This window comes from Mycolicibacterium tusciae (assembly GCF_002086795.1).
GTDB lineage: Bacteria > Actinomycetota > Actinomycetes > Mycobacteriales > Mycobacteriaceae > Mycobacterium > Mycobacterium tusciae.
The window spans coordinates 28345-47838 of record NZ_MVIM01000012.1; the positions used below are offsets into that span (position 1 = coordinate 28345).

Annotated in this window: 20 protein-coding genes; 11 read left to right on the forward strand and 9 right to left on the reverse strand. The window is 66.2% G+C overall.

From position 1 onward, the window contains the following. Positions 1-3: 3 nt before the first annotated feature. Positions 4-264 carry a DUF2631 domain-containing protein gene (locus tag BST47_RS20530; RefSeq protein WP_083127491.1) on the reverse strand — a complete coding sequence of 87 codons (261 nt, stop codon included), beginning with the start codon at positions 262-264 and terminating at the stop codon, positions 4-6. 89 nt (positions 265-353) lie between these two features. Here BST47_RS20530 and BST47_RS20535 point away from each other — a divergent pair, with 89 nt between their 5' ends. Continuing rightward, positions 354-1187, forward strand: a complete 834-nt coding sequence (locus tag BST47_RS20535; RefSeq protein WP_083127492.1) for a mycofactocin-coupled SDR family oxidoreductase — start codon at positions 354-356, stop codon at positions 1185-1187. Here BST47_RS20535 and BST47_RS20540 read toward each other — a convergent pair. Beyond that, the gene (locus BST47_RS20540; protein WP_083127493.1) at positions 1180-2481 is read right to left on the reverse strand and encodes a cryptochrome/photolyase family protein; all 1302 of its coding nucleotides are present in this window, start codon (positions 2479-2481) and stop codon (positions 1180-1182) included. The genes BST47_RS20535 and BST47_RS20540 overlap by 8 nt on opposite strands. A gap of 39 nt (positions 2482-2520) precedes the next feature. Here BST47_RS20540 and BST47_RS20545 point away from each other — a divergent pair, with 39 nt between their 5' ends. Further along, the gene (locus tag BST47_RS20545; protein ID WP_083127494.1) at positions 2521-3390 is read left to right on the forward strand and encodes a TIGR03619 family F420-dependent LLM class oxidoreductase; all 870 of its coding nucleotides are present in this window, start codon (positions 2521-2523) and stop codon (positions 3388-3390) included. A gap of 37 nt (positions 3391-3427) precedes the next feature. Further along, positions 3428-3838 (forward strand): ester cyclase, encoded by a 411-nt coding sequence (locus BST47_RS20550; RefSeq protein ID WP_083127495.1) that lies wholly within the window; start codon positions 3428-3430, stop codon positions 3836-3838. Between the two features lie 10 nt (positions 3839-3848). Here BST47_RS20550 and BST47_RS20555 read toward each other — a convergent pair whose 3' ends face one another. Continuing rightward, a complete protein-coding gene (locus tag BST47_RS20555) occupies positions 3849-4292 on the reverse strand; it encodes a nitroreductase family deazaflavin-dependent oxidoreductase (RefSeq protein WP_083127496.1) in 444 nt (147 codons plus the stop codon). Next, the gene (locus BST47_RS20560) at positions 4285-5145 is read right to left on the reverse strand and encodes an NmrA family NAD(P)-binding protein (RefSeq protein WP_083127497.1); all 861 of its coding nucleotides are present in this window, start codon (positions 5143-5145) and stop codon (positions 4285-4287) included. Before BST47_RS20560 ends, BST47_RS20555 begins: the two co-directional genes overlap by 8 nt. A 90-nt stretch (positions 5146-5235) precedes the next feature. Here BST47_RS20560 and sigI point away from each other — a divergent pair, with 90 nt between their 5' ends. After that, positions 5236-6093 (forward strand): RNA polymerase sigma factor SigI, encoded by an 858-nt coding sequence (gene sigI / locus BST47_RS20565; RefSeq protein WP_083127498.1) that lies wholly within the window; start codon positions 5236-5238, stop codon positions 6091-6093. A gap of 63 nt (positions 6094-6156) precedes the next feature. Here the strand turns inward: sigI and BST47_RS20570 are convergent, their stop codons facing one another. From BST47_RS20570 to BST47_RS20580, 3 genes are all read right to left on the reverse strand, one after another. Then, complete coding sequence (locus tag BST47_RS20570; protein ID WP_083127499.1) at positions 6157-6735, reverse strand: fasciclin domain-containing protein; 579 nt, start codon at positions 6733-6735, stop codon at positions 6157-6159. Positions 6736-6826: 91 nt separating this feature from the next. Next, a complete protein-coding gene (locus BST47_RS20575; RefSeq protein WP_083127500.1) occupies positions 6827-8566 on the reverse strand; it encodes a cytochrome c biogenesis protein DipZ in 1740 nt (579 codons plus the stop codon). 77 nt (positions 8567-8643) lie between these two features. Beyond that, positions 8644-9333, reverse strand: coding sequence for a fasciclin domain-containing protein (locus tag BST47_RS20580; RefSeq protein ID WP_083127501.1), 690 nt, complete (start codon positions 9331-9333; stop codon positions 8644-8646). A gap of 187 nt (positions 9334-9520) precedes the next feature. On the opposite strand from BST47_RS20580, the gene dxr reads away from it, so the two are divergent. The 7 genes from dxr to BST47_RS20615 all read left to right on the forward strand — a co-directional run bounded on the left by dxr (position 9521) and on the right by BST47_RS20615 (position 17262). Further along, positions 9521-10693 carry a 1-deoxy-D-xylulose-5-phosphate reductoisomerase gene (dxr, locus tag BST47_RS20585; protein ID WP_083127623.1) on the forward strand — a complete coding sequence of 391 codons (1173 nt, stop codon included), beginning with the start codon at positions 9521-9523 and terminating at the stop codon, positions 10691-10693. Beyond that, positions 10690-11904 carry a M50 family metallopeptidase gene (locus BST47_RS20590; RefSeq protein WP_083127502.1) on the forward strand — a complete coding sequence of 405 codons (1215 nt, stop codon included), beginning with the start codon at positions 10690-10692 and terminating at the stop codon, positions 11902-11904. Before dxr ends, BST47_RS20590 begins: the two co-directional genes overlap by 4 nt. Positions 11905-11915: 11 nt before the next feature. Beyond that, the gene (gene ispG, locus BST47_RS20595; RefSeq protein ID WP_083127503.1) at positions 11916-13088 is read left to right on the forward strand and encodes a flavodoxin-dependent (E)-4-hydroxy-3-methylbut-2-enyl-diphosphate synthase; all 1173 of its coding nucleotides are present in this window, start codon (positions 11916-11918) and stop codon (positions 13086-13088) included. An 88-nt stretch (positions 13089-13176) separates the two neighbouring features. Beyond that, the gene (locus BST47_RS20600; protein WP_083127504.1) at positions 13177-14031 is read left to right on the forward strand and encodes a GNAT family N-acetyltransferase; all 855 of its coding nucleotides are present in this window, start codon (positions 13177-13179) and stop codon (positions 14029-14031) included. A gap of 25 nt (positions 14032-14056) precedes the next feature. Beyond that, entirely contained in the window at positions 14057-14716 is a 660-nt protein-coding gene (locus BST47_RS20605) for a GNAT family N-acetyltransferase (protein WP_083127505.1), read from the forward strand. 78 nt (positions 14717-14794) lie between these two features. After that, positions 14795-16603 carry a penicillin-binding transpeptidase domain-containing protein gene (locus tag BST47_RS20610; protein WP_083127506.1) on the forward strand — a complete coding sequence of 603 codons (1809 nt, stop codon included), beginning with the start codon at positions 14795-14797 and terminating at the stop codon, positions 16601-16603. A gap of 50 nt (positions 16604-16653) precedes the next feature. Beyond that, positions 16654-17262 (forward strand): DUF1707 SHOCT-like domain-containing protein, encoded by a 609-nt coding sequence (locus BST47_RS20615; RefSeq protein WP_083127507.1) that lies wholly within the window; start codon positions 16654-16656, stop codon positions 17260-17262. Here the strand turns inward: BST47_RS20615 and BST47_RS20620 are convergent. Further along, positions 17255-18385, reverse strand: coding sequence for a sulfotransferase family protein (locus tag BST47_RS20620; protein WP_083127624.1), 1131 nt, complete (start codon positions 18383-18385; stop codon positions 17255-17257). The genes BST47_RS20615 and BST47_RS20620 overlap by 8 nt on opposite strands. Positions 18386-18432: 47 nt before the next feature. Then, positions 18433-19464 carry a DUF1214 domain-containing protein gene (locus tag BST47_RS20625; RefSeq protein ID WP_234809800.1) on the reverse strand — a complete coding sequence of 344 codons (1032 nt, stop codon included), beginning with the start codon at positions 19462-19464 and terminating at the stop codon, positions 18433-18435. Positions 19465-19494: the final 30 nt, after the last annotated feature.

Here is a 19494-nt window from a genome sequence, read left to right on the forward strand (position 1 = left end):
GGTCTAGCGGATCCAGCCGCGGCGGCGCAGCCACCAGTCGCGGCCGACCAGGCCGAGGATCAGCAGCGCGAAGCCGATGAGGAATGCGTCCTCAACACGACCGACGTGGTTGCCGCGCAGCATCGCCAGCAGGAAAAGCGCTGCCACGATGCCGCCGAGGTGGATGGCCTTGTGGTTCTCCTTCGACCAGCCCCACTCAGCGGACGGCACTTCCTCGACATCGATATTGCGGCCGGTGTGTCGCTCGACCTCAGTGGTGGTCACGGCGGCTCCTCGCGGTGGGCGGACAACTGCCGACATTCTGGCATACGCGGTTGTCCGGGGTCTTCCGCGCGCCCGTATGGTCATGCGTCATGGCAGACCAGTTCGACGGACGAGTCGCTTTCATCACCGGCGCGGCGCGGGGTCAGGGTCGTGCGCACGCTGTGCGGTTCGCCGAGGAGGGTGCCGACATCATCGCGCTGGATCTGTGCGATCAGATCGACAGCGTCGCCTATCCGATGGCGACACCCGAGGATCTCGACGAGACGGTCAAGCTGGTCGAGAAGACCGGACGCCGAATCGTAGCCGAGCGCGCGGACGTCCGCGATCTCGAAGCGCTGAAGGCCGTTGTGGCCAATGGGGTTGCCGAGTTCGGTCGCATCGACTTCGTGCTCGCCAATGCGGGGATCCTGCCGGCCGCCGGTGAACCGGGTAGCCAGATCGGGGCGTTCGTCGACGCGGTGAACGTCATGCTCAACGGCGTCCACTTCACGATCGTCGCCGCGCTGCCCGCGATGCTCGAGCACGGGGACGGCGGCGCCATCGTGATCACCAGCTCAGCGGCGGGATTCCGGCCGGTCACGGTCGACTTCGGCACCGCCAGCCACGGTGCGGCGGGTTACACCGCCGCCAAGCACGGCGTGATCGGATTGATGCGACACTTCGCAATAGCGCTGGCCGAGAAGAACATTCGTGTCAATACGGTCCATCCCGGTGGGGTGGCGACGCCGATGATCTACAACGAGGCGATGGCACAGTGGTCTGTGGAGCACCCGAATTTCAGCCCGTCGCAGCAACCGCTGCTGGACAACCCGCCCGTAGAGCCTGAGGTCATCAGCGACACCATGGTCTACCTGTGCGGGGAGTCCGGTCGATACCTCACCGGGGTGGCGCTGCCGGTCGACGGCGGACAGATCATCAAGTGATCTCGCCGTAGCGGCGCAGCGCCTCGGCTCGTTCCTCCTTGTGATCGACGATCGGATCGGGGTAGTCCTCGTCGATTTCGGGAACCCACCGCCGCACGTATTCGCCGTCGGGATCGAACTTCTCGCCCTGCGTCGTCGGGTTGAACACCCGGAAATAGGGTGCCGCGTCGGTACCGCAGCCCGCGGCCCACTGCCAGCCGTGCTGGTTGTTCGCCATGTCCCCGTCGACCAATTGGTCGAGGAACCAGCGGGCCCCCCACTGCCAGGGCAGGTGCAGGTCCTTCACCAGAAACGACGCCACGATCATCCGCACGCGGTTGTGCATGAAGCCGGTTTCAGCGAGCTGCCGCATACCGGCGTCGACGATCGGGAACCCGGTGCGGCCGGCCTTCCATGCGTCGAACAGCTTGCGTGCGTTCTTGTCGTCGTCGACCTGAATCTCGTCGAACGCCTTGTTCCAGTTCCACCATGCGCTGTCCGGCCATTCGTTGAGCACCGCGGCGTAGAAGTCGCGGAACGCCAGCTCACGCAGATAGGCCTGGGCGCCTGCGCCTGCGCCTGCGCCATCGCCGAGGTCGGCGGCCATGGTGCGCGGGTGGATGGCGCCGAACTTCAGATGCGCCGACATGCGGCTGGTAGCGGGTAGGTCCGGCCGGTTGCGATCCTTGTCGTATCCCTCGAGTTGCTTGCGCACGAACGACTTCCACTGACGCCGGGCCGCGCCCTCTCCGGCGGGCAGCTCCAATTCGACACCCCCGTCGGGGATCTGAACCCTGCCGGGCACATCGCCGGGATCAATCCACTTCGCGGATTTGGGTCCGGACGACGCGGGTGGCCGCCAACCGTGCTTGCGCCACGCTGCGTAGAACGGGGTGAACACCTTGTAGGGCGTGCCGTCGTCCTTGGTGACGCGTCCCGGCGATACCAGGTAGGGCGACCCCGACTCTTCGAGGGAAACATCACCAAGGGCGTCGCGCACCGCATCGTCGCGTCGCCGCCCGAACGGCGTGTAGTCCCCGGACACGTGGACCGAGGACGCGCCGATCGCTTTCACCAATGCCGGAATGCGTTTCTCCGGGCGGCCGCGGCTTACGTGCAGGCGCCCGTCGAGGCTGTCGTGCAGATCGCGAAGCGCGTCATACAGGTACTGCAGCCGTCGTTGCCCGGCCGATGCCTTCAGCCGCGGGTCCAGCACGTAGCAGGCGAGGACGTCGCTGTCGGCGGCCACGGCGTCCAGCAGGGCCGGGTGGTCGTGCAGCCTTAGATCGCGCCTGAACCACAACAGTGTGGGCATGGCATTGATGCTGCCCGAATTTCCCGGTAGAGAAACAGGATGCAGTTTTGGTCGGGCACTCCGTTCATGAAAACGTCAGAAATCCTGCCGCTGGCACGCATGCTCGACGAGGCCGGTTACGACGGCATGGTGACTGCCGACCACCTCATCTATCCCCGTAACCTCTCCTCGCCCTACCCGGACCATCCCAGCGGAAAGCCTCCGTGGGAACCCGAGACGGCGTGGCCGGACTGCTGGGTGCAGATCGGCGCGATGGCGGCGGTCACGAGCCGGCTGCGCTTTTCCAACGCGGTGTACGTCGCTCCCGCACGGCCGCTGCTGGAGGTGGCCAAACAGGTCGCCACGGCCGCTGTGCTTTCACAGGGGCGGGTGTCGCTCGCCGTGGGTGTCGGGTGGATGCGCGAGGAGTACGAGATGCTGGGCCAGGATTTCACGACCCGCGGTAAACGGCTCAACGAGATGATCCCGGCATTGCGCGCACTGTGGGGTGGCGGCTGGGTGTCCTGGAGTGGGGAGTACTACCAGGTGCCCGAGATGATGATCGAGCCTCATCCGGAGACATCCGTCCCCATTCATTGCGGCGGTGAATCGGAAGCGGCGCTGCGGCGTGCGGCCCGGCTGTGCGACGGCTGGGTGGGCTACGCCTACGGGTGGGACGAAGCGGTCTCCTATGCGGACAAGATCACCAAGCTGCGCCATGAATATGGCAGGGCCAGTGAGCCTTTCGACATCATGCTGGCGTTGATGGAACCACCGTCGCCGGATCTCTACAAACGGGCGCAGGACGCAGGCATCACCGCTGTGATGTGCGCCCCGTGGATGGGCGCGGACCTGCCTGGTGACGGCGTCGAGCGCTACCGCGAGCCCATCGAGCGGTTTGCGGAGGAGATCATCGGAAAGGTGCGGTGAGCATGAGGGCCAGCGAGAAGCCGGAGGCGGATCGCGCATGAGTTTTGAAGGCAACGAGATCCGCGATCTCGTGCACTGCCTCTATGCGGCCATCGACCGAAATGACCGGGCGACGCTCGAGGCCGTGGTGTCGCAGCGGGTGGTCGTGGAGGTCGGCGGTGAGGGACCGGTCGGATGGCACGAATGGATCGGCCGCCTGGACGAATTCTTCACGGCCTTTCCCGACGGGCGCCACGAACTCGACGAGGTACTCGTGGACGGGTCCCACGGCGTATCCCGGTGCCGGTTCGTGGGCACTCATACCGGCCCGTTCCGTGGCATCGCGCCGACCGGGAAACCGGTAACGGTGGCCGGCATCCACATCGACCGGTTTCAGGGCGACATGCTCGTCACCCACCGCGGACAGCTCGACATGCACGGGCTTTATCAGCAGCTGCAGGGCGAATAGGCGCGGCGGGTCAGTCCTGCGGATCGAAGCGAAAGACCGCCAGTTCGCCCGCAAGAGCTTCGAATTCGTCCGGCGTGCCCTCGCGCACCAGTCCCGACCGCTTGGCGAATCCAACTCCGACCGGAACCTCGACGGCGAAGCTGCGCAGCACTGGAGCCGCATCGGCGGCGTTCAGTTCGACGATCTTGACCCGTCGGGATCGACGGCCCCGGGTGAGCGTTCCCGCCCCTGCCGCGCGCGCGTTGGCCGCCCAGTCGGCGCCGGGATAGCCCGCGACGGTGTAGAGACGGCCGTTGTGGGTGAACGGTGTCATCGGCGTGCTGCGCAACTTGCCCGACTTTCGGCCCGGCACCGTCAGAATCTGCGACGGGCCTGCCGGTATGCCCAGTTTCTGAATCGCCTTGACGAACCGATTCATCGGTTTGAGGTACCACGGTGGACGAAGTTCAGACATGTTCTTTGCCTTGACGATTCGTGAACTGATCTTGATTCGCCGAAACAGTATCGGCGAATGATTCGGCGGGACGGCCCAGGATCTTCTCGACTTCGTGGGTCACCAACGCAGGCGTGTCGACCGTCGCTGCCAGCAGCGCGATATAGGCGTCGGCGAATTCGGCCGCAAAACCCATGTCGACGAAGCGGTTCCGCACCTGGTCGGCCGGGACTTCGCGGTAAGACAGCCGGCGGCCGAGGACGCCGCCGATCACGTCGACCAGCTCGGCGTTCGTGAGGGCTTGTGGCCCGGTCAATGGAATCCGACGGCCGACAAGCTCATCGCTGAGTAGGGCGCGGGCTGCAACGGCGGACACGTCGCGGTCGGAGATCGGTGCGGTCGACGCGTGCGCGAACGGGCCGGTGACGACGTCGACCGCCTGAATCTGGGGAGCCCACATGCTGAAGAAGTTCGAAACGAACACAGTGGGACGCAGGCTCACCCACTCGAGGCCGGAGTCGACGGCGAGCTGTTCGACCTCCTTGTTGCGGTCTCCACGAAAGCGCGAGGGCTGCCGCGAGAAATCGTCGTCGGCGTTGATCGCCGACAGTGCCACCAGACGGGTGACGCCTGCCCCCTGGGTGGCCTGCACGACCGAAGCGAGTTCGTCGCCAAGCGCACGCGAGTTGAGAAACACCGCGGACGCCCCGTCGATGCCCGCGGTGGCAGAGGACACCACCTGGACCCCGTCCGGAAAGTGTGCGGCGCTCGGATCGCGGGTGACCGCGCGGACCACGGCTCCAGCGCTGACGAGTTGCGTGACAAGGGGGCGACCGACGTTGCCGGTTGCGCCCGTGACGAGAATTGGGTTCATGGCAGCTAGGACGGGGCGGCCACCGAAAAAGTTACGCCGTGTTGTGTCGGCGGCCCGTAACTTTCCGTCGTCGTGTCTCGTCCTTGAATCATGAGCGGTTCAGCGTCGATCGACGCCGCGTGGCGCGAACACCGTCCCTATCTGGTGAACCTCGCCTATCAGATGCTCGGCGACGTCGGCGGGGCCGAGGACATCGCGCAGGAGGCGTTCCTGCGGCTCGCGCGTGCCGATACCGCGCAGATCGACGACCTCCGTGCCTGGCTGACCGTCGTTGCCGGACGACTCTGCCTCGACCAGATCCGCTCGGCGCGCGCCCGCCGCGAATACCCCGACGCCTCCGGTGCGCTCGACACCGCGACCTCACCCGACCTCGATCCGGCCGACCGGGTCACCCTCGACGATGACATTCGTGCGGCGCTGCTGGAAGTGCTGCGTCGGCTCAGCCCAGGGGAGCGCGTCGCATTCGTACTCCACGACGTCTTCCAACTGCCGTTCGAGGAGGTCGCCGAGACGGTCGGCAGGCCCGTCGGTACCTGCAGGCAATTGGCCCGACGAGCCAGGGCGAAGTTCTCCGATGCATCGCCGCGGCTGGCCGAGGTCGGCGGCGTCGAACATCAGCTGGTCACCGAGAAGTTCATCACCGCATGCGCCAACGGAGACCTGCAGGGGCTTACGGCCATCCTGGATCCGTCGGTGTGGGGGGTCGGCACGATAATCGGCGAGGGGGCCCCGCCGCCTCAGATCAACCACGGTCCGGAGGAGGTCGCGGTCAATCTGCTGCGCTATGTCGGACGGGGAGCCACGCTGGTCACCGGACCGGTGGGGCAGGAGGCGGTTCTCGCATTCATGGAGCGCCGTCTGTTCGCCGTGCTGGTTTTCACGTTGCGGGACAGCAGGATTCTCAAGATCGAGGCATCTGTGGATCCTTCGGCCGCGCAACCCCGCTGAACGCACGGAAAGCAGCCCGGCCGGGGGTGCCGGGCTGCTCTCCTGATTAAACTGTGCCGCAACTCAATTCATCGGCGGCATCAGGACGGTGTCGATCATGTAGACGGTGGCGTTCGCCGTCTGCACCCCACCGCAGACCACGGATGCGTCGTTGACCCGCAGGTCGTTGCCCATGCCGGTGACGGTCACGTCGGCGCCCTGCACGGTCTTGTGGGTCCCGGCGACCTGCGCGGGACCAGCCTGACCGGGAACCACGTGGTAGGTCAGGATGCTGGTGAGCAGGGGAGCATCGGTCTTGAGCTTCTCGATGGTCGCCGGATCGATCTTCGCGAACGCAGCATCGGTGGGAGCGAACACCGTGAACTGGCCGCCGTTGAGGGTGTCGACGAGGTTCACCTGCGGATTCAATTGTCCGGAAATCGCTTTGGTAAGCGTGGTCAGCATCGGGTTGTTCGACGCGGCCACGGCTACCGGGTCCATTGCCATGCCCTGAACAGAGCCGGGACCCGTCGGCACCTGCTGCGCGTAGGCCGAACAGCCGGTCCCGACCATCTCGGCTTGCGCGCTCGTCGCCGTGCCGAGGGACAGTCCGATAGCGGCAATCGCGGCGAAGCCGACCCCCAAAGTTTTCCTTGCGTACATGTGATTCGCTTCCTTTCGTTGGGGACGGCTTATGCCGCCTCGTTTTTCACGTCATGAGGTATTCGGAACCGTGCGCGGTGCGGATGGGTCATCAGCCGTAGGTAAACGAAAAGATTTGCAATCCGGCGGGTACAGCGACGTCGAGTCGTCCGCGTCTGACGTCGGGATCAGCGGCGATCTGATGCAGTGTCGGCGGGCCGCTGACAGACACGGTGGATTTCGCGCCGTTGCGGGTGACGGTCAAGGTCCCGTTGCCGCCGGCCACGATGTAGACGTCTTTGGCGTGATAGTTCAGCGCGATACCGGAGTTGTCGCCCCGCGACGTCGCACCCTGGTAGTCGAGCGCCCAGTCGCCGGTCAGCGCAAAGCTGTCGTCGGGAAGTTGTTGTGGATAGCTGAAATTGAAGGATCCCTCGTCGTACGTGCCGGTGCCGCCGTAGTTGACCACCTTGCCGACACTGAGATACGTCTCGGGCGTCGTCTCCTCCGATGGAGTCATGTCTTGGGCGTCGACCGGTGGCGGCAACTGCGCCGAAGGGTTGGCCTCCGAGATCAGCTGGCGCATCAGGCGCTCGGTGACGTCGTAGTCGCCCTCTCCGAACTTGATATGGCGCACGGTCCCCGACGCGTCGATGAGGTACTTGGCCGGCCAGTAGCGGTTGCGGTAGTTCGTCCACGTCGAATAGCCGTTGTCCAACGCGACGGGATAGGTGATGCCCAGATCTTGTGCGCCAGAGGCCACGTTGCCTTCGACCCGTTCGAAGGCGTACTCCGGCGTGTGCACGCCGATCACCTCGAAACCGACGTCGCGATAGGTGTCGTACCAGTCGACGAGGTGCGGGGCGGCGCGCTGGCAGTTGATGCACGAGTACGCCCAGAAGTCGACGAGTACCACCTTGCCGCGCAAGGACTTCAGGTCCACCGCCGAGCCGTTCGGGGTGTTCAGCCACGCGGTGATGTTCTTGATGTCCGGTGCGGTGCCGCAGCTTTCCAGCTCAGGTGCGCCGTTGCTGCAGTTCGCCAGCTCTCTGTTCTGATCGTTGACCAGGCCTGCCAGGTTGAGCTTCTCGCGGATCTGCTCGTCGCCGCCGACGCGCTCCTGCAGCGTGCTGGTGTAGTCCGGGATCGCGCGCTGCAAGGCGGCGGGCACATTGAACGCGAGGGCCACGGCCAGCAGGATGGTCACAATGCCTGCGGTGACACGGATCTCGCGCTGGCGGCGCCGGAACGCCGCCACCCGCTCGGCGACACGACGGCCTGCCAGAGCGAAGAACAGCAGTGGAAGCGCCGCGCCGACGGCGAACGCCAGGGTCAGCACGATGGTGGGAAGGCCGATCGTTCCCGTCGCTCCCGCGATGACGATGGCTGCCAGCACCGGTCCGGCGCACGGTACGTACAGCACACCCAGCGCGAGGCCGAGACCGAAACCGCTACTGCCGGAGCCGAACTGCTTTTGCGGCAGTTTGGAGAACGGTTTCTCCAGCAGCGCCTCGAATTTCGGGAAGATCAAACCGGTGCCGATCATCACCAACGCGATCAGCGCGACCCACCGGATGGCATCCTGCGGCAGGCGCAGCAGCGAGAGCAGTGCGGAGCCCGCCAACGTGACCACGCTGAAACTCAAGACCAGCCCCGCGATCACCCGGTAGGGCCGCAACCGGTCAGACAGTGCGGGCTTGGTGGCGACCGCCACGGCGCCTGCACCGCCGGACTCGTCGGCACCTGTGCCTTGCGTGCCGGAGAAGAAGATCACCGGAAGGACGGGAAGGATGCACGGCGAGATGCCGGTGATCAATCCGCCCAAAAAGCCGATGAGTGCGAGCGTGAACATGGCCGTTTCCTAGATACGACGAGCTGGGCCCACCCGGAGTCGGGGGGCCCAGCTCGCGAGAAGAGGTGAGAAGGGGCCTAGCTGGCCGGGGGCATCAGCACGGTGTCGATCATGTAGACCGTCGCATTGGCGGTCTGCACACCTCCGCACACCAATCCGGCGTCATTGACCTTCAGTTCGGGACCGGCTCCGGTGACGTTCACCGATCCGCCCTCGAGGGTCTTGTGCTCACCGGCGACCGCCGAGGGGCTGGCCTGGCCCTCAACCACGTGATAGGTCAGGATGCTGGTCAGCAGATCCGAATCGGTCTTCAACGTCTCGAGAGTGGCCGCATCGATCTTGGCAAAGGCGTCGTCGGTCGGCGCGAACACCGTCAGCGCGGGATTGCTGTTCAGCGTTTCGACGAGGTTCACGTCGGGATTGAGCTGACCCGACAGCGCCTGTGTCAGCGTCTTGAGCATCGGGTTGTTGGACGCCGCGACCGCGACTGGATCCTGCGCCATGCCCGTCACCGATCCCGGGCCCTCCGGCACCTGCTCGGCGTACGCCGCACAGCCGTTCCCCACGAGGTTCGCGGCGGGATCGGCCATCGCGGTGGTGGGCGATGCGGGTGCCGACGATGTCATGGTCGCTGTAGCGGCCGACGTGGTGGACTCGGCCTCTGATGATGCCTCGGACGAACTGTCGCTGGAGCACGAGACTGCGCCGAAGATTGCGAGTGCGCCCAGGCCGGCAGCGGCGACCGTCTTACGGTGAAGTGTTCTCATGGGTTCCCATCCCTTGTGTCGGACGACGGTGTTGCCGTCCTTTGGTTGACGAGGGGGATTCGATGTGACGTGACGCACGGATTGCCGACTCGCCGAGTGGTCACATTTGCGTCACATTTGGCGCCGTCGAGCGGTCGCAGCCCCGGCGGACGGGACTGTGGCATACCCGGAGCGTCACAATGGTTCGGTGACCAACAGGCAGCGCGTGCTGATCCTCGGGAGTACCGGGTCGATCGGCACCCAGGCGCTGGAGGTCATCGCCGCCAACCCGGACCGCTTTGAGGTCGTGGGCCTGGCGGCGCGTGGCGGCAACCCGCGCCTACTGGCCCAGCAGCTCGCCGAGACCGGGGTGACGAACGTCGCCATTGCCGACGAGGCATCCGCCGCGCAGGTCGGTGATGTGACCTATGCGGGACCCGACGCCGCCACCCACCTCGTCGAGAACACCGAAGCGGACGTCGTGCTCAACGCACTCGTCGGCGCGCTCGGCCTCAAACCCACGCTGGCCGCCTTGAACAGCGGCGCCAGGCTCGCGCTCGCCAACAAGGAGTCACTGGTCGCGGGCGGGCCGCTGGTGCTCAAGGCGGCAAAACCCGGCCAGATCGTCCCCGTGGACTCCGAACACTCCGCGATGGCGCAGTGCCTGCGCGGAGGCACCGGAGACGAAGTCGCGAAAATCGTGCTCACCGCATCGGGTGGGCCCTTCCTGGGCTGGTCGGCAGGCGATCTCGACTCCGTCACCCCCGAACAGGCGGGCAAGCACCCGACCTGGTCGATGGGCCCGATGAACACGCTCAACTCGGCCACCCTGGTGAACAAGGGCCTCGAACTGATCGAAACGCATCTGCTATTCGGCATCGACTACACCCGCATCGAGGTGGTCGTGCATCCGCAGTCGATCGTTCACTCCATGGTCACCTTCACCGACGGTTCGACGCTGGCCCAGGCCAGCCCGCCCGATATGAAGCTGCCGATTGCGCTGGCACTGGGCTGGCCGGCCCGGGTGCCCGCCGCGGCGTCGGCTTGCGACTTCCGCACCGCCTCGACCTGGGAGTTCCTGCCGCTGGATGACGAGGTGTTTCCGGCCGTCGACCTCGCCAGGCAGGCCGGCCAGCGCGGAGGTTGCCTCACCGCGGTGTACAACGCAGCGAATGAGGAGGCCGCGGCCGCCTTCCTCGAAGGGAGCATCCGATTTCCGGCCATTGTGGGAACAATCGCCGAGGTCCTGCGTGCTGCCGACCAGTGGGCCGCTGAACCCGCTACCGTGGATGAGGTACTCGATGCTCAGCGCTGGGCCCGCGACCGGGCAAAGCGCCAAGTCGAGCGGGAGATTTCAAGAAAAGGACTACTCACCAAATGATGTTCGTGCTCGGCATCATCGCGTTCGCGTTGTGCATCCTCTTGTCGGTTGCACTGCACGAATGCGGCCACATGTGGGTGGCGCGCGCCACCGGGATGAAGGTGCGTCGCTACTTCGTCGGCTTCGGACCGACGCTTTGGTCGACGCGGCGGCCCAACAAGCTGGGTGAAACCGAGTACGGAGTCAAAGCCATCCCGTTGGGCGGCTTCTGCGACATCGCGGGAATGACCTCGGTCGACGAAATCGCACCCGAGGACCGGCAGTACGCGATGTACAGGCAGAAGACGTGGAAACGCACCGCCGTGCTGGCCGCCGGCCCCGCCATGAACTTCGTCGTCGGCCTCGTGCTCATCTATGCCATCGCGGTGATCTGGGGACTGCCCAACCTGCATCCGCCAACCCAGGCCATCGTCGGTGAAACCGGTTGTGTCGCAGCGCAAATCAGCAAGGACGAGGTGGCTGACTGCACCGGTCCCGGACCGGCCGCCGAGGCCGGCATTCGCGCCGGCGATGTGATCGTCAAGGTGGGCGACACGCCCGTCAGCACCTTCGACGAAGCCAGGACCGCACTGCAGCAGGCCTCCGGAGCGACCACCGTCGTCTACGAGCGGGACGGACAGCCCGCCAGCGCGGTCGTCGATGTCACCCGCACGCAGCGGTTCACCGGCGACAGCGACCAGCCCTCGACCGTCGGCGCCATCGGCATCGCCGCCGCGTACTTCGGGCCGACGCAGTACAACCCGTTGTCTGCGGTCCCGGCCACCTTCGCGTTCACCGGGGACCTGGCCGTCGAACTCGGCAAGTCGCTGGCCAAGATCCCGACCAAGATCGGTGCGCTGGTGCACTCGATCGGCGGCGGGGAGCGTGACCCGGAGACGCCGATCAGCGTCGTCGGCGCCAGCATCATCGGCGGCGACACCGTGGACGCCGGGCTGTGGGTCGCGTTCTGGTTCTTCCTGGCCCAGCTCAACTTCGTGCTTGGCGCGATCAACCTGGTGCCGCTGCTGCCCTTCGATGGCGGGCACATCGCCGTTGCGTGGTACGAGAAGATCCGCAATTTGATCCGGTCGGCGCGCGGCAAGGTGGCCGCGGCACCCGTCAACTACCTCAAGCTGATGCCGGCCACCTACGTCATTTTGTTCGTAGTGGTCGGATACATGCTGCTGACCGTCACCGCTGACCTGGTCAACCCGATCAGGTTGTTCCAGTAGGAGAAGAAGTCGTGGCCTCCACCCAAAGCATTGGTCTGGGGATACCGGCGCCGCCGGCGCCGACCCTGTCCCCGCGCCGCAGGACGCGCCAGCTCATGGTGGGCGACGTCGGCGTGGGTAGTGACTATCCGATCGCGGTGCAGTCGATGTGCACCACGAAGACACACGACATCAACGCGACGCTGCAGCAGATCGCCGAGCTGACGGCCTCGGGCTGCGACATCGTGCGCGTCGCGTGCCCGCGACAGGAAGACGCCGACGCGCTGCCCGCGATCGCGAAGAAATCGCAGATCCCCGTCATCGCCGACATCCACTTCCAGCCCAAGTACATCTTCGCCGCAATCGACGCGGGCTGTGCGGCGGTGCGCGTGAATCCCGGCAACATCAAGGAATTCGACGGCCGGGTCGGGGAAGTCGCCAAAGCCGCAGGGGCGGCGGGCATTCCGATCCGTATCGGCGTCAACGCCGGCTCCCTGGACAAGCGATTCATGGAGAAGTACGGCAAGGCCACGCCGGAGGCGCTGGTCGAGTCCGCGCTCTGGGAGGCCTCGCTGTTCGAGGAGCACGGCTTCGGCGATATCAAGATCAGCGTCAAGCACAACGACCCCGTGGTCATGGTGGCGGCCTACGAACTGCTGGCATCCAAGAGCGACTACCCGCTGCACCTTGGCGTGACCGAGGCCGGGCCGGCGTTCCAGGGCACCATCAAGTCCGCCGTCGCGTTCGGGGCGCTGCTGTCCAAGGGCATCGGCGACACCATCCGTGTCTCGCTGTCCGCGCCGCCCGCCGAAGAGGTCAAGGTCGGTAACCAGATCCTCGAATCGCTGAATCTGCGGCCGCGTGGTCTGGAGATCGTGTCGTGCCCGTCGTGTGGCCGCGCGCAGGTCGACGTCTACACCCTGGCCAACGAGGTGACCGCGGGCCTGGAGGGCATGGAGATTCCGCTGCGCGTCGCGGTGATGGGCTGCGTCGTCAACGGGCCGGGTGAGGCGCGCGAGGCCGACCTCGGCGTGGCGTCCGGCAACGGTAAGGGCCAGATCTTCGTCAAGGGTGAGGTCATCAAGACCGTCCCCGAGCACCTGATCGTCGAGACGCTGATCGAAGAGGCGATGCGAATCGCCGAAGAAATGGGTCCGGCGTCCGGATCAGACGCCAGCGGTTCGCCGGTAGTGACCGTAAGCTGAGGGATGGCCCTGTGAGCACGGAGCCGCTCCGGCGGCGACATCGGATCGGGGTCACCGCACCGTCACGGATCGGTTAGAAAGAGTCTCCATGTCGGCTCCTCCGCTGTTTCGCCGCGTCGATGAACGACGGGTTTCATTGGTACGCGAAGCGGGGGAGGTGTACCGCGTCCTGGACGAGGATCCGGTCGGCAGCTGCATGGTGGCGTCGCGCGTGGTCGAGCACGGCATCGAGCCCGCGGCGATCGGCGGCGAGCTGTGGACCCGTCGGCGCCCCACCGAATCCCTCTGTTACGCAGGGGCGAACCTGATCCCGCTGCGCGGCGGCGTCGATGACATGTACGCGTTCGCCGACAAGGCGATGAGCACCGCTCGGCGTTGCTCGTCTTTGGTCGGCCGCGCCGAGATGGTGCTCCCGATGTGGCAGCGGCTCGAGCATGCCTGGGGCGCGGCCCGCGACGTGCGTGAGCATCAACCGCTGATGGCGCTGAGCACTCCGCCCATCTGCGCGATCGACCCGAATGTCCGCCAGGTGCGCGCCGACGAGCTCGATTCATACCTGGTCGCGGCCATCGACATGTTCATCGGCGAGGTGGGCATCGACCCGCGGATCGGTGACGGCGGCCGCGGTTACCGGCGCCGCGTCGCGGGATTGATCGCCGCCGGCCGCGCGTGGGCCCGCTTCGAACGGGGCCAGGTGGTCTTCAAGGCGGAGGTCGGATCCCAGTCGCCGTCCGTCGGGCAGATTCAGGGCGTGTGGGTCCATCCCGATTGGCGCGGCCACGGAATCGGCACCGCGGGGACGGCGACCCTGGCCGCGGCGGTGGTCCGCGGTGGGCGCACCGCGAGCCTGTACGTGAACAGCTTCAACACCGTCGCCCGCGCCACCTATGACCGGATCGGCTTCACACAGGTCGGCACGTTCGCGACCGTTCTGCTCGACTGATTCCGGGTGCCTCTACGCTCGGGGAATGACCGATGACGATCCAAGAGTCGAACGCCGCGAGATCGCCGATGCGCTGATGCGCGCGCTCGAACGGCGCCACGAGCTCCTCGATGTCGTCGTCAAAGCCGAGGACTACGACGCCGCGATCGGGGCAATCGCAAGCCATCTCGGCACTTCGACCGCCGCTGCCGAGGCCGTGCTGCGGTTGTCTTTCGATCGGCTCACCAAGGTTTCGCGCCGGAGAATCGCGGCCGAACTCGAGGACCTCAACAATCAGCTGACCTTCACCAGGGGTGAGCCCGCGAGGCGGGTCGATGCCATCGTGCTGCGGCCCTTCGCCGCCGACGCCGATCGCGACATCTTCGCCGCGCGCACCGCCGACGTGCAGGAGGCGGGCGACGGTTCGCGGGCGCCCGCCGGAGAACTCGAGCACGAGATACAGGCCGGGCTGCAGCGCGTCGACGCCGAGGATGCGGCATGGCTGGTCGCGATCCACGGTCCGCAGAAGATCGGCATGGTCTTCGGCGATCTTGTGGCCGGTGAGGTCAACGTCCGGATCTGGATCCACCCGGACTACCGCAAGCAGGGCTACGGCACCGCGGTGCTTCGCAAGTCGCGCTCGGAGATGGCCGCCTTTTTCCCTGCCGTGCCGTTGGTGGTGCGGGCTCCGGCAGCGGGCCCGTAGCCCGCGTCGAAATCAATTCGTGGAATTCGTTGCGCGCCTCCACGATCTTGAGGTCTCGGATTCGTAACATCTGCCTCAATGGCAACTTCAGTATCACGTGTTACCGCCCTCCTGATGGTCGCGGCGGTGGTCATCGCCTTCGGGCCGGCCTGTACACCCAAGCCCGACGGGCCCGAGCCGACGGCTGAGCAGTTCTTCGCCGCGTTGATCGCCGGGGACACCGGGGCCGCCGCCGAATTGAGCGACCGACCCGCGGATGCGCGCCAAGCGCTCAACAATGCGTGGGCCGGCCTGCAGGCAACCCACCTCGACGCGCAGATCCTCAGCTCGAAGTACGCCGAGGACACCGGCAGTGTCGCCTACCGCTACACCTGGCATCTGCCCAAGGACCGCACGTGGACCTACGACGGGCAGCTCAACATGGTCCGCAACGAGGGCCGCTGGGAAGTGCGCTGGAGTGCCACCGGGGTGCACCCGAAGCTCGGCGAGAACCAGACGCTGGCGCTGCGCGCCGACCCGCCGCGACGGGCCTCGGTCAACGAACGTGGCGGCACCGACGTCCTGGTGCCCGGCTACCTCTACAACATCTCGCTCGACGCGCAGGCGGCGGCCGGTTCGCTGATGACGACGTCGCGCGCGGTCGTCGATGCGCTGCGGCCGTTCGACAACACACTGGGCCCGCAGCGCCTCGCCGAGCAGGCGAGTTCGTCGAAAAAGCCGATGTACCTGATCACGCTTCGGCAGTCCGACCACGACCGGGTGGCGGGCGCGATCGGAGCGCTGCCGGGCGTGGTGATCACGGCGCAGGCCGAATTGCTGCCGACCGATGAGACATTCGCGCCCGCGATCGTCAACGAGGTCAAGAAGGCGGTGGTCGACGAGCTCGACGGCCAAGCGGGATGGCGCGTGGTGAGCGTCAATCAGAACAACGTCGACGTCGACGTGCTCAACGAGGTGGCGGGCGAGCCGGCGCCATCGATCACGATCAGTCTCGACCGTGCCGTGCAGAATGCCGCGCAGAACGCCGTCAACTTCACCGGCAAGCCCGCGATGATCGTGGCGATCAAGCCATCCACCGGCGAGATCCTGGCTGTCTCGCAGAACGCCTCGGCCAACGCGCAGGGGCCGCTGGCCACCACGGGCCTCTACCCGCCGGGGTCGACGTTCAAGATGGTCACCGCGGGGGCGGCGATGGAGCGTGACATGGCCACTCCCAATACGCTGCTGCCCTGCCCGGGCACCATGGACATCGGCCATCGCACCGTGCCCAATTACGGCGGGTTCGATCTCGGCACCGTGCCGATGTCGCGGGCGTTCGCCAGTTCGTGCAACACGACCTTCGCGGAACTGGCGAGCCGGATGCCGCCGCGCGGGTTGACGCAGGCAGCCGCGAAGTACGGCATCGGCACGGATTACGCGATCGAGGGTATGACCACCGTCACCGGCTCGGTACCGCCGACGGTGGACCTCGCCGAACGCACCGAGGACGGCTTTGGACAGGGCAAGGTCGTCGTCAGCCCCTTCGGCATGGCGCTGGCCGCAGCGACGGTCGCAGCCGGGAAAACGCCTGTGCCACAACTGATCGAAGGCCGCCATACCCAGGTCACCGGTGACCTGACGCCGATAAGTCCGAAGATTCTCGACGGCTTGCGGCCGATGATGCGGTTGGTTGTCACCAACGGCACCGCCAAGGATCTCCAGGGCGCGGGTGACGTGCGGGGTAAGACCGGGGAGGCGGAGTTCGCGGGTGGCTCGCATTCGTGGTTCGCCGGGTACCGCGGTGACATGGCGTTCGCGGCGCTGATCGTCGGCGGCGGATCCTCGGAGTACGCGGTGCGGATGCTCAAGTTGATGTTCGACTCGCTGCCGCCGAGCTACCTGGCCTGAGCCCGCACGGGTTCGATCCCAACCGGCCGCGGCGGTACCGTTGAACCGTTATGACAGGGCTCGATGACCAACGTGGGATGCGCATCTCCGACGCGCAGGCAGCGATGCGCATCTCCGATGCGGATCGCAACGGGACGTTGCGCCGGCTGCACAACGCCGTCGCCCTCGGGTTGATCGACATCGACGAATTCGAAGAGCGCTCGGCGCTGGTGTCGAGTGCGCGGCTGCACACCGACCTCGACAACCTCGTCGGTGATCTGCCTGGACCTGGCGCAATCGTCACGACGGCCACCGACCGCGTGGAGTTGCGGGGCGTGCTCGGCTCGCTCAAGCGCCAGGGGGAGTGGATCGTGCCGACGCGGTTGGCGTTACATCGGCGGGTCGGCTCGGTTGACCTCGACCTGACCAAGGCGCGCTTCGCGGGGTCCATCGTCGTGGTGGAACTCGACCTGAAGTTCGGTGGGCTCGACCTTCGGCTGCCCGACGGCGCCAGCGCATCGATCGACGACGTCGAGGTGGTCGTCGGCAGCGCTCACGATCACCGCAAGGACGCACCCGCCGAAGGCAATCCGCACGTCATCCTCACCGGAAAGGTGGTCTGCGGGTCCGTCGACATTCGTGGGCCACGCAAAGGCTTGCGTTTCGGGCGTATCACTTGAGCGGCTCGTCGGGGACCCCGAACCGCTGCTGATATTCGCGCACCTGCTCACGCACCGCTCCGGCGTCAAGCCCCGTGTCGTCCCACGTGTAGCGGCCACCGCCACCATCGCCGGGGTGAGCGGCCAGGAACGCGCGCATCTTCTGCTCGGCCGTGGGCGAAAGTTCGCGTCCGAGTTCGGCATACAGCGCGCGAATGGTGGCGAACGGGTCGCGGACGAAATCGGCGAACTGTACGTCCACGATCCGATGTCCGGCCAGCGCCTCTGAATCCCGCAGTTTCATCCCCCGTTCGAGGCCGACCACGATCTCTTCGCATGACTGCCCTGCGCAGTCGGTGATCGAACTGTCGTCGGATGCGAGACGACGCAGGTGGTGGGTCAGTGCGCTGATCGACGAGATCACGTTGAGCGGGTCGCGGTGGTTCTGCACGATGAGCGCGTCGGGATATTCGGCGACCAGCGCGTCGAGCTGCCACAGATGCGCGGGCGACTTCAACAGCCAGAAACAGGCCCCGCCGGGCACCCCGGATTGCAAGTGCTGCAGGAACGTTCGGTGATAGCGATAGGCAGGCCGGTGGTCGGCGTCGTACAGGAGCCACCGGTAGTACGTCGGCAGGCGGTACTGCACGGAGAAGATCATGCTGCAGAACTGTCCCGCGGTGATCCGTACGCATTCCTGGCCATGAAGCGCGCCCATCGGATGGAACGCCAGGAGCCCGGGAACGATCTGCTCTGACATCTCGATGCTCGCCTGGGTTTCGGCGATGCGGGGGTCAGTGGCATACGTCTCCGGCCGGGGCAGGGGGTGTGGGTTGTCCACCTCCCAGGTCAGTGGGGGCCGCAGCTCGGGGTCCTGCGCGAGGAGGTCGAACAGGATGGTGGTGCCGGTGCGTGGCTGCCCGACGATGAATATGGGCCTGCTGATCTGCTGCGCGGCGACGGCGGGATTCTCCTTGCGCCACTTGGTGATCTGCAGTCGGCTGACCATGGGCCGGATGATGTCGAGCACCGCGATCTCGACGCCGAGATCGTTCAGGCGTGCCTCGGTGACCAGTCCGTCGCACAACAGGTTCAGCCCTTCGCGCCAGCTGTCGTCGCCGCCGAAGTCGTCGCTGGCCGCCATCTCGCACGCCTGCTCGACGAGCAGGCCGGGCTGGAAACGCTCGCCGCTCACGACACGTCCCCGCCGTGCCGGACGCTGGTCTGGACGTCCGGCGGGGCGGGGTTGTCGAGCCACCGCAGCACGATGAAGCCGCGGCGCCGACCGCCGGTATCCAGCCAGTGGCCGTGACCGAAGTCTTTGGCCCCGATGGCGATTCGCACGGTACCGTTGTCGCCCGGCGCGACCCCCTTGTTGGTGACGGAGCTATGGCGATGCCGAGGCTCCAGGCACTCGTGCCAGATGCTCTCCAGCGTCACGTTCCAGTACCGCGTGTTGGGTGGCTGGATCTCGAGTACGAGCGACTCGTCGGGCTCGAGCCCAAAGGTGCCGATCATGTAGAGGTTGTCGGGTGTGGTGTCCGCGCCACCGAGTTCGGCGGCCTCGGCGGTCATCAGTTTGTTCGGCTGGTCGAGCAGTTCGGGTTTGATCGTGCGGTGCATCGTGGCCAGCTTGACGATCGTCCATGCCATCGCGGTGAACTGTTGTGCAGCAACGTCATCGGTGATCGGCCGCAGCGGATCGGGATCGAGGGATTCGATATGCATGGTGGCGGGCTCTTCGATCGCGAAGTCGCCGATGTACTCGCGGACGACGATCGACGAGGCGTCCTCCGGGATGGACACCCATTGGGCCGAACCGAGCACTTGGCCCGACGGCTCGGTGGGGGAGAACAGCAATTCGAACCTGCCGGAGTCGAGTACGAGGTCGGTGTCGCTGACGTATCCCGACATGCGTCGTGGCGTCAGGCCGGTGCCGGCAAGCACTTGGTAGCCGAGGTAGGCGGTGGTGCCGCGGGTGCCGGTGACGCGGTAGGCGCGATCGCCGCGGATCATCGCCAACAGGTAGCGGCCGTCGGGGTTGGGGCCCCCGATCATCCGGGTGTCGGAGCACATGTCGAAGAATGCCGGACGTTCGGGGTCGGCCTGGACGGACAGTTCCGAGCACAGTCCGATGATCTTCGCGACGACCTGAAGGCCCTCGATGAGCTCCCGCTCGTCGATTGCGTCCGCGGTCACCGACTTGGTGAGGTCGGCCAGCATCTGTTGAACCAACTGCCAGGATTCCAGGGT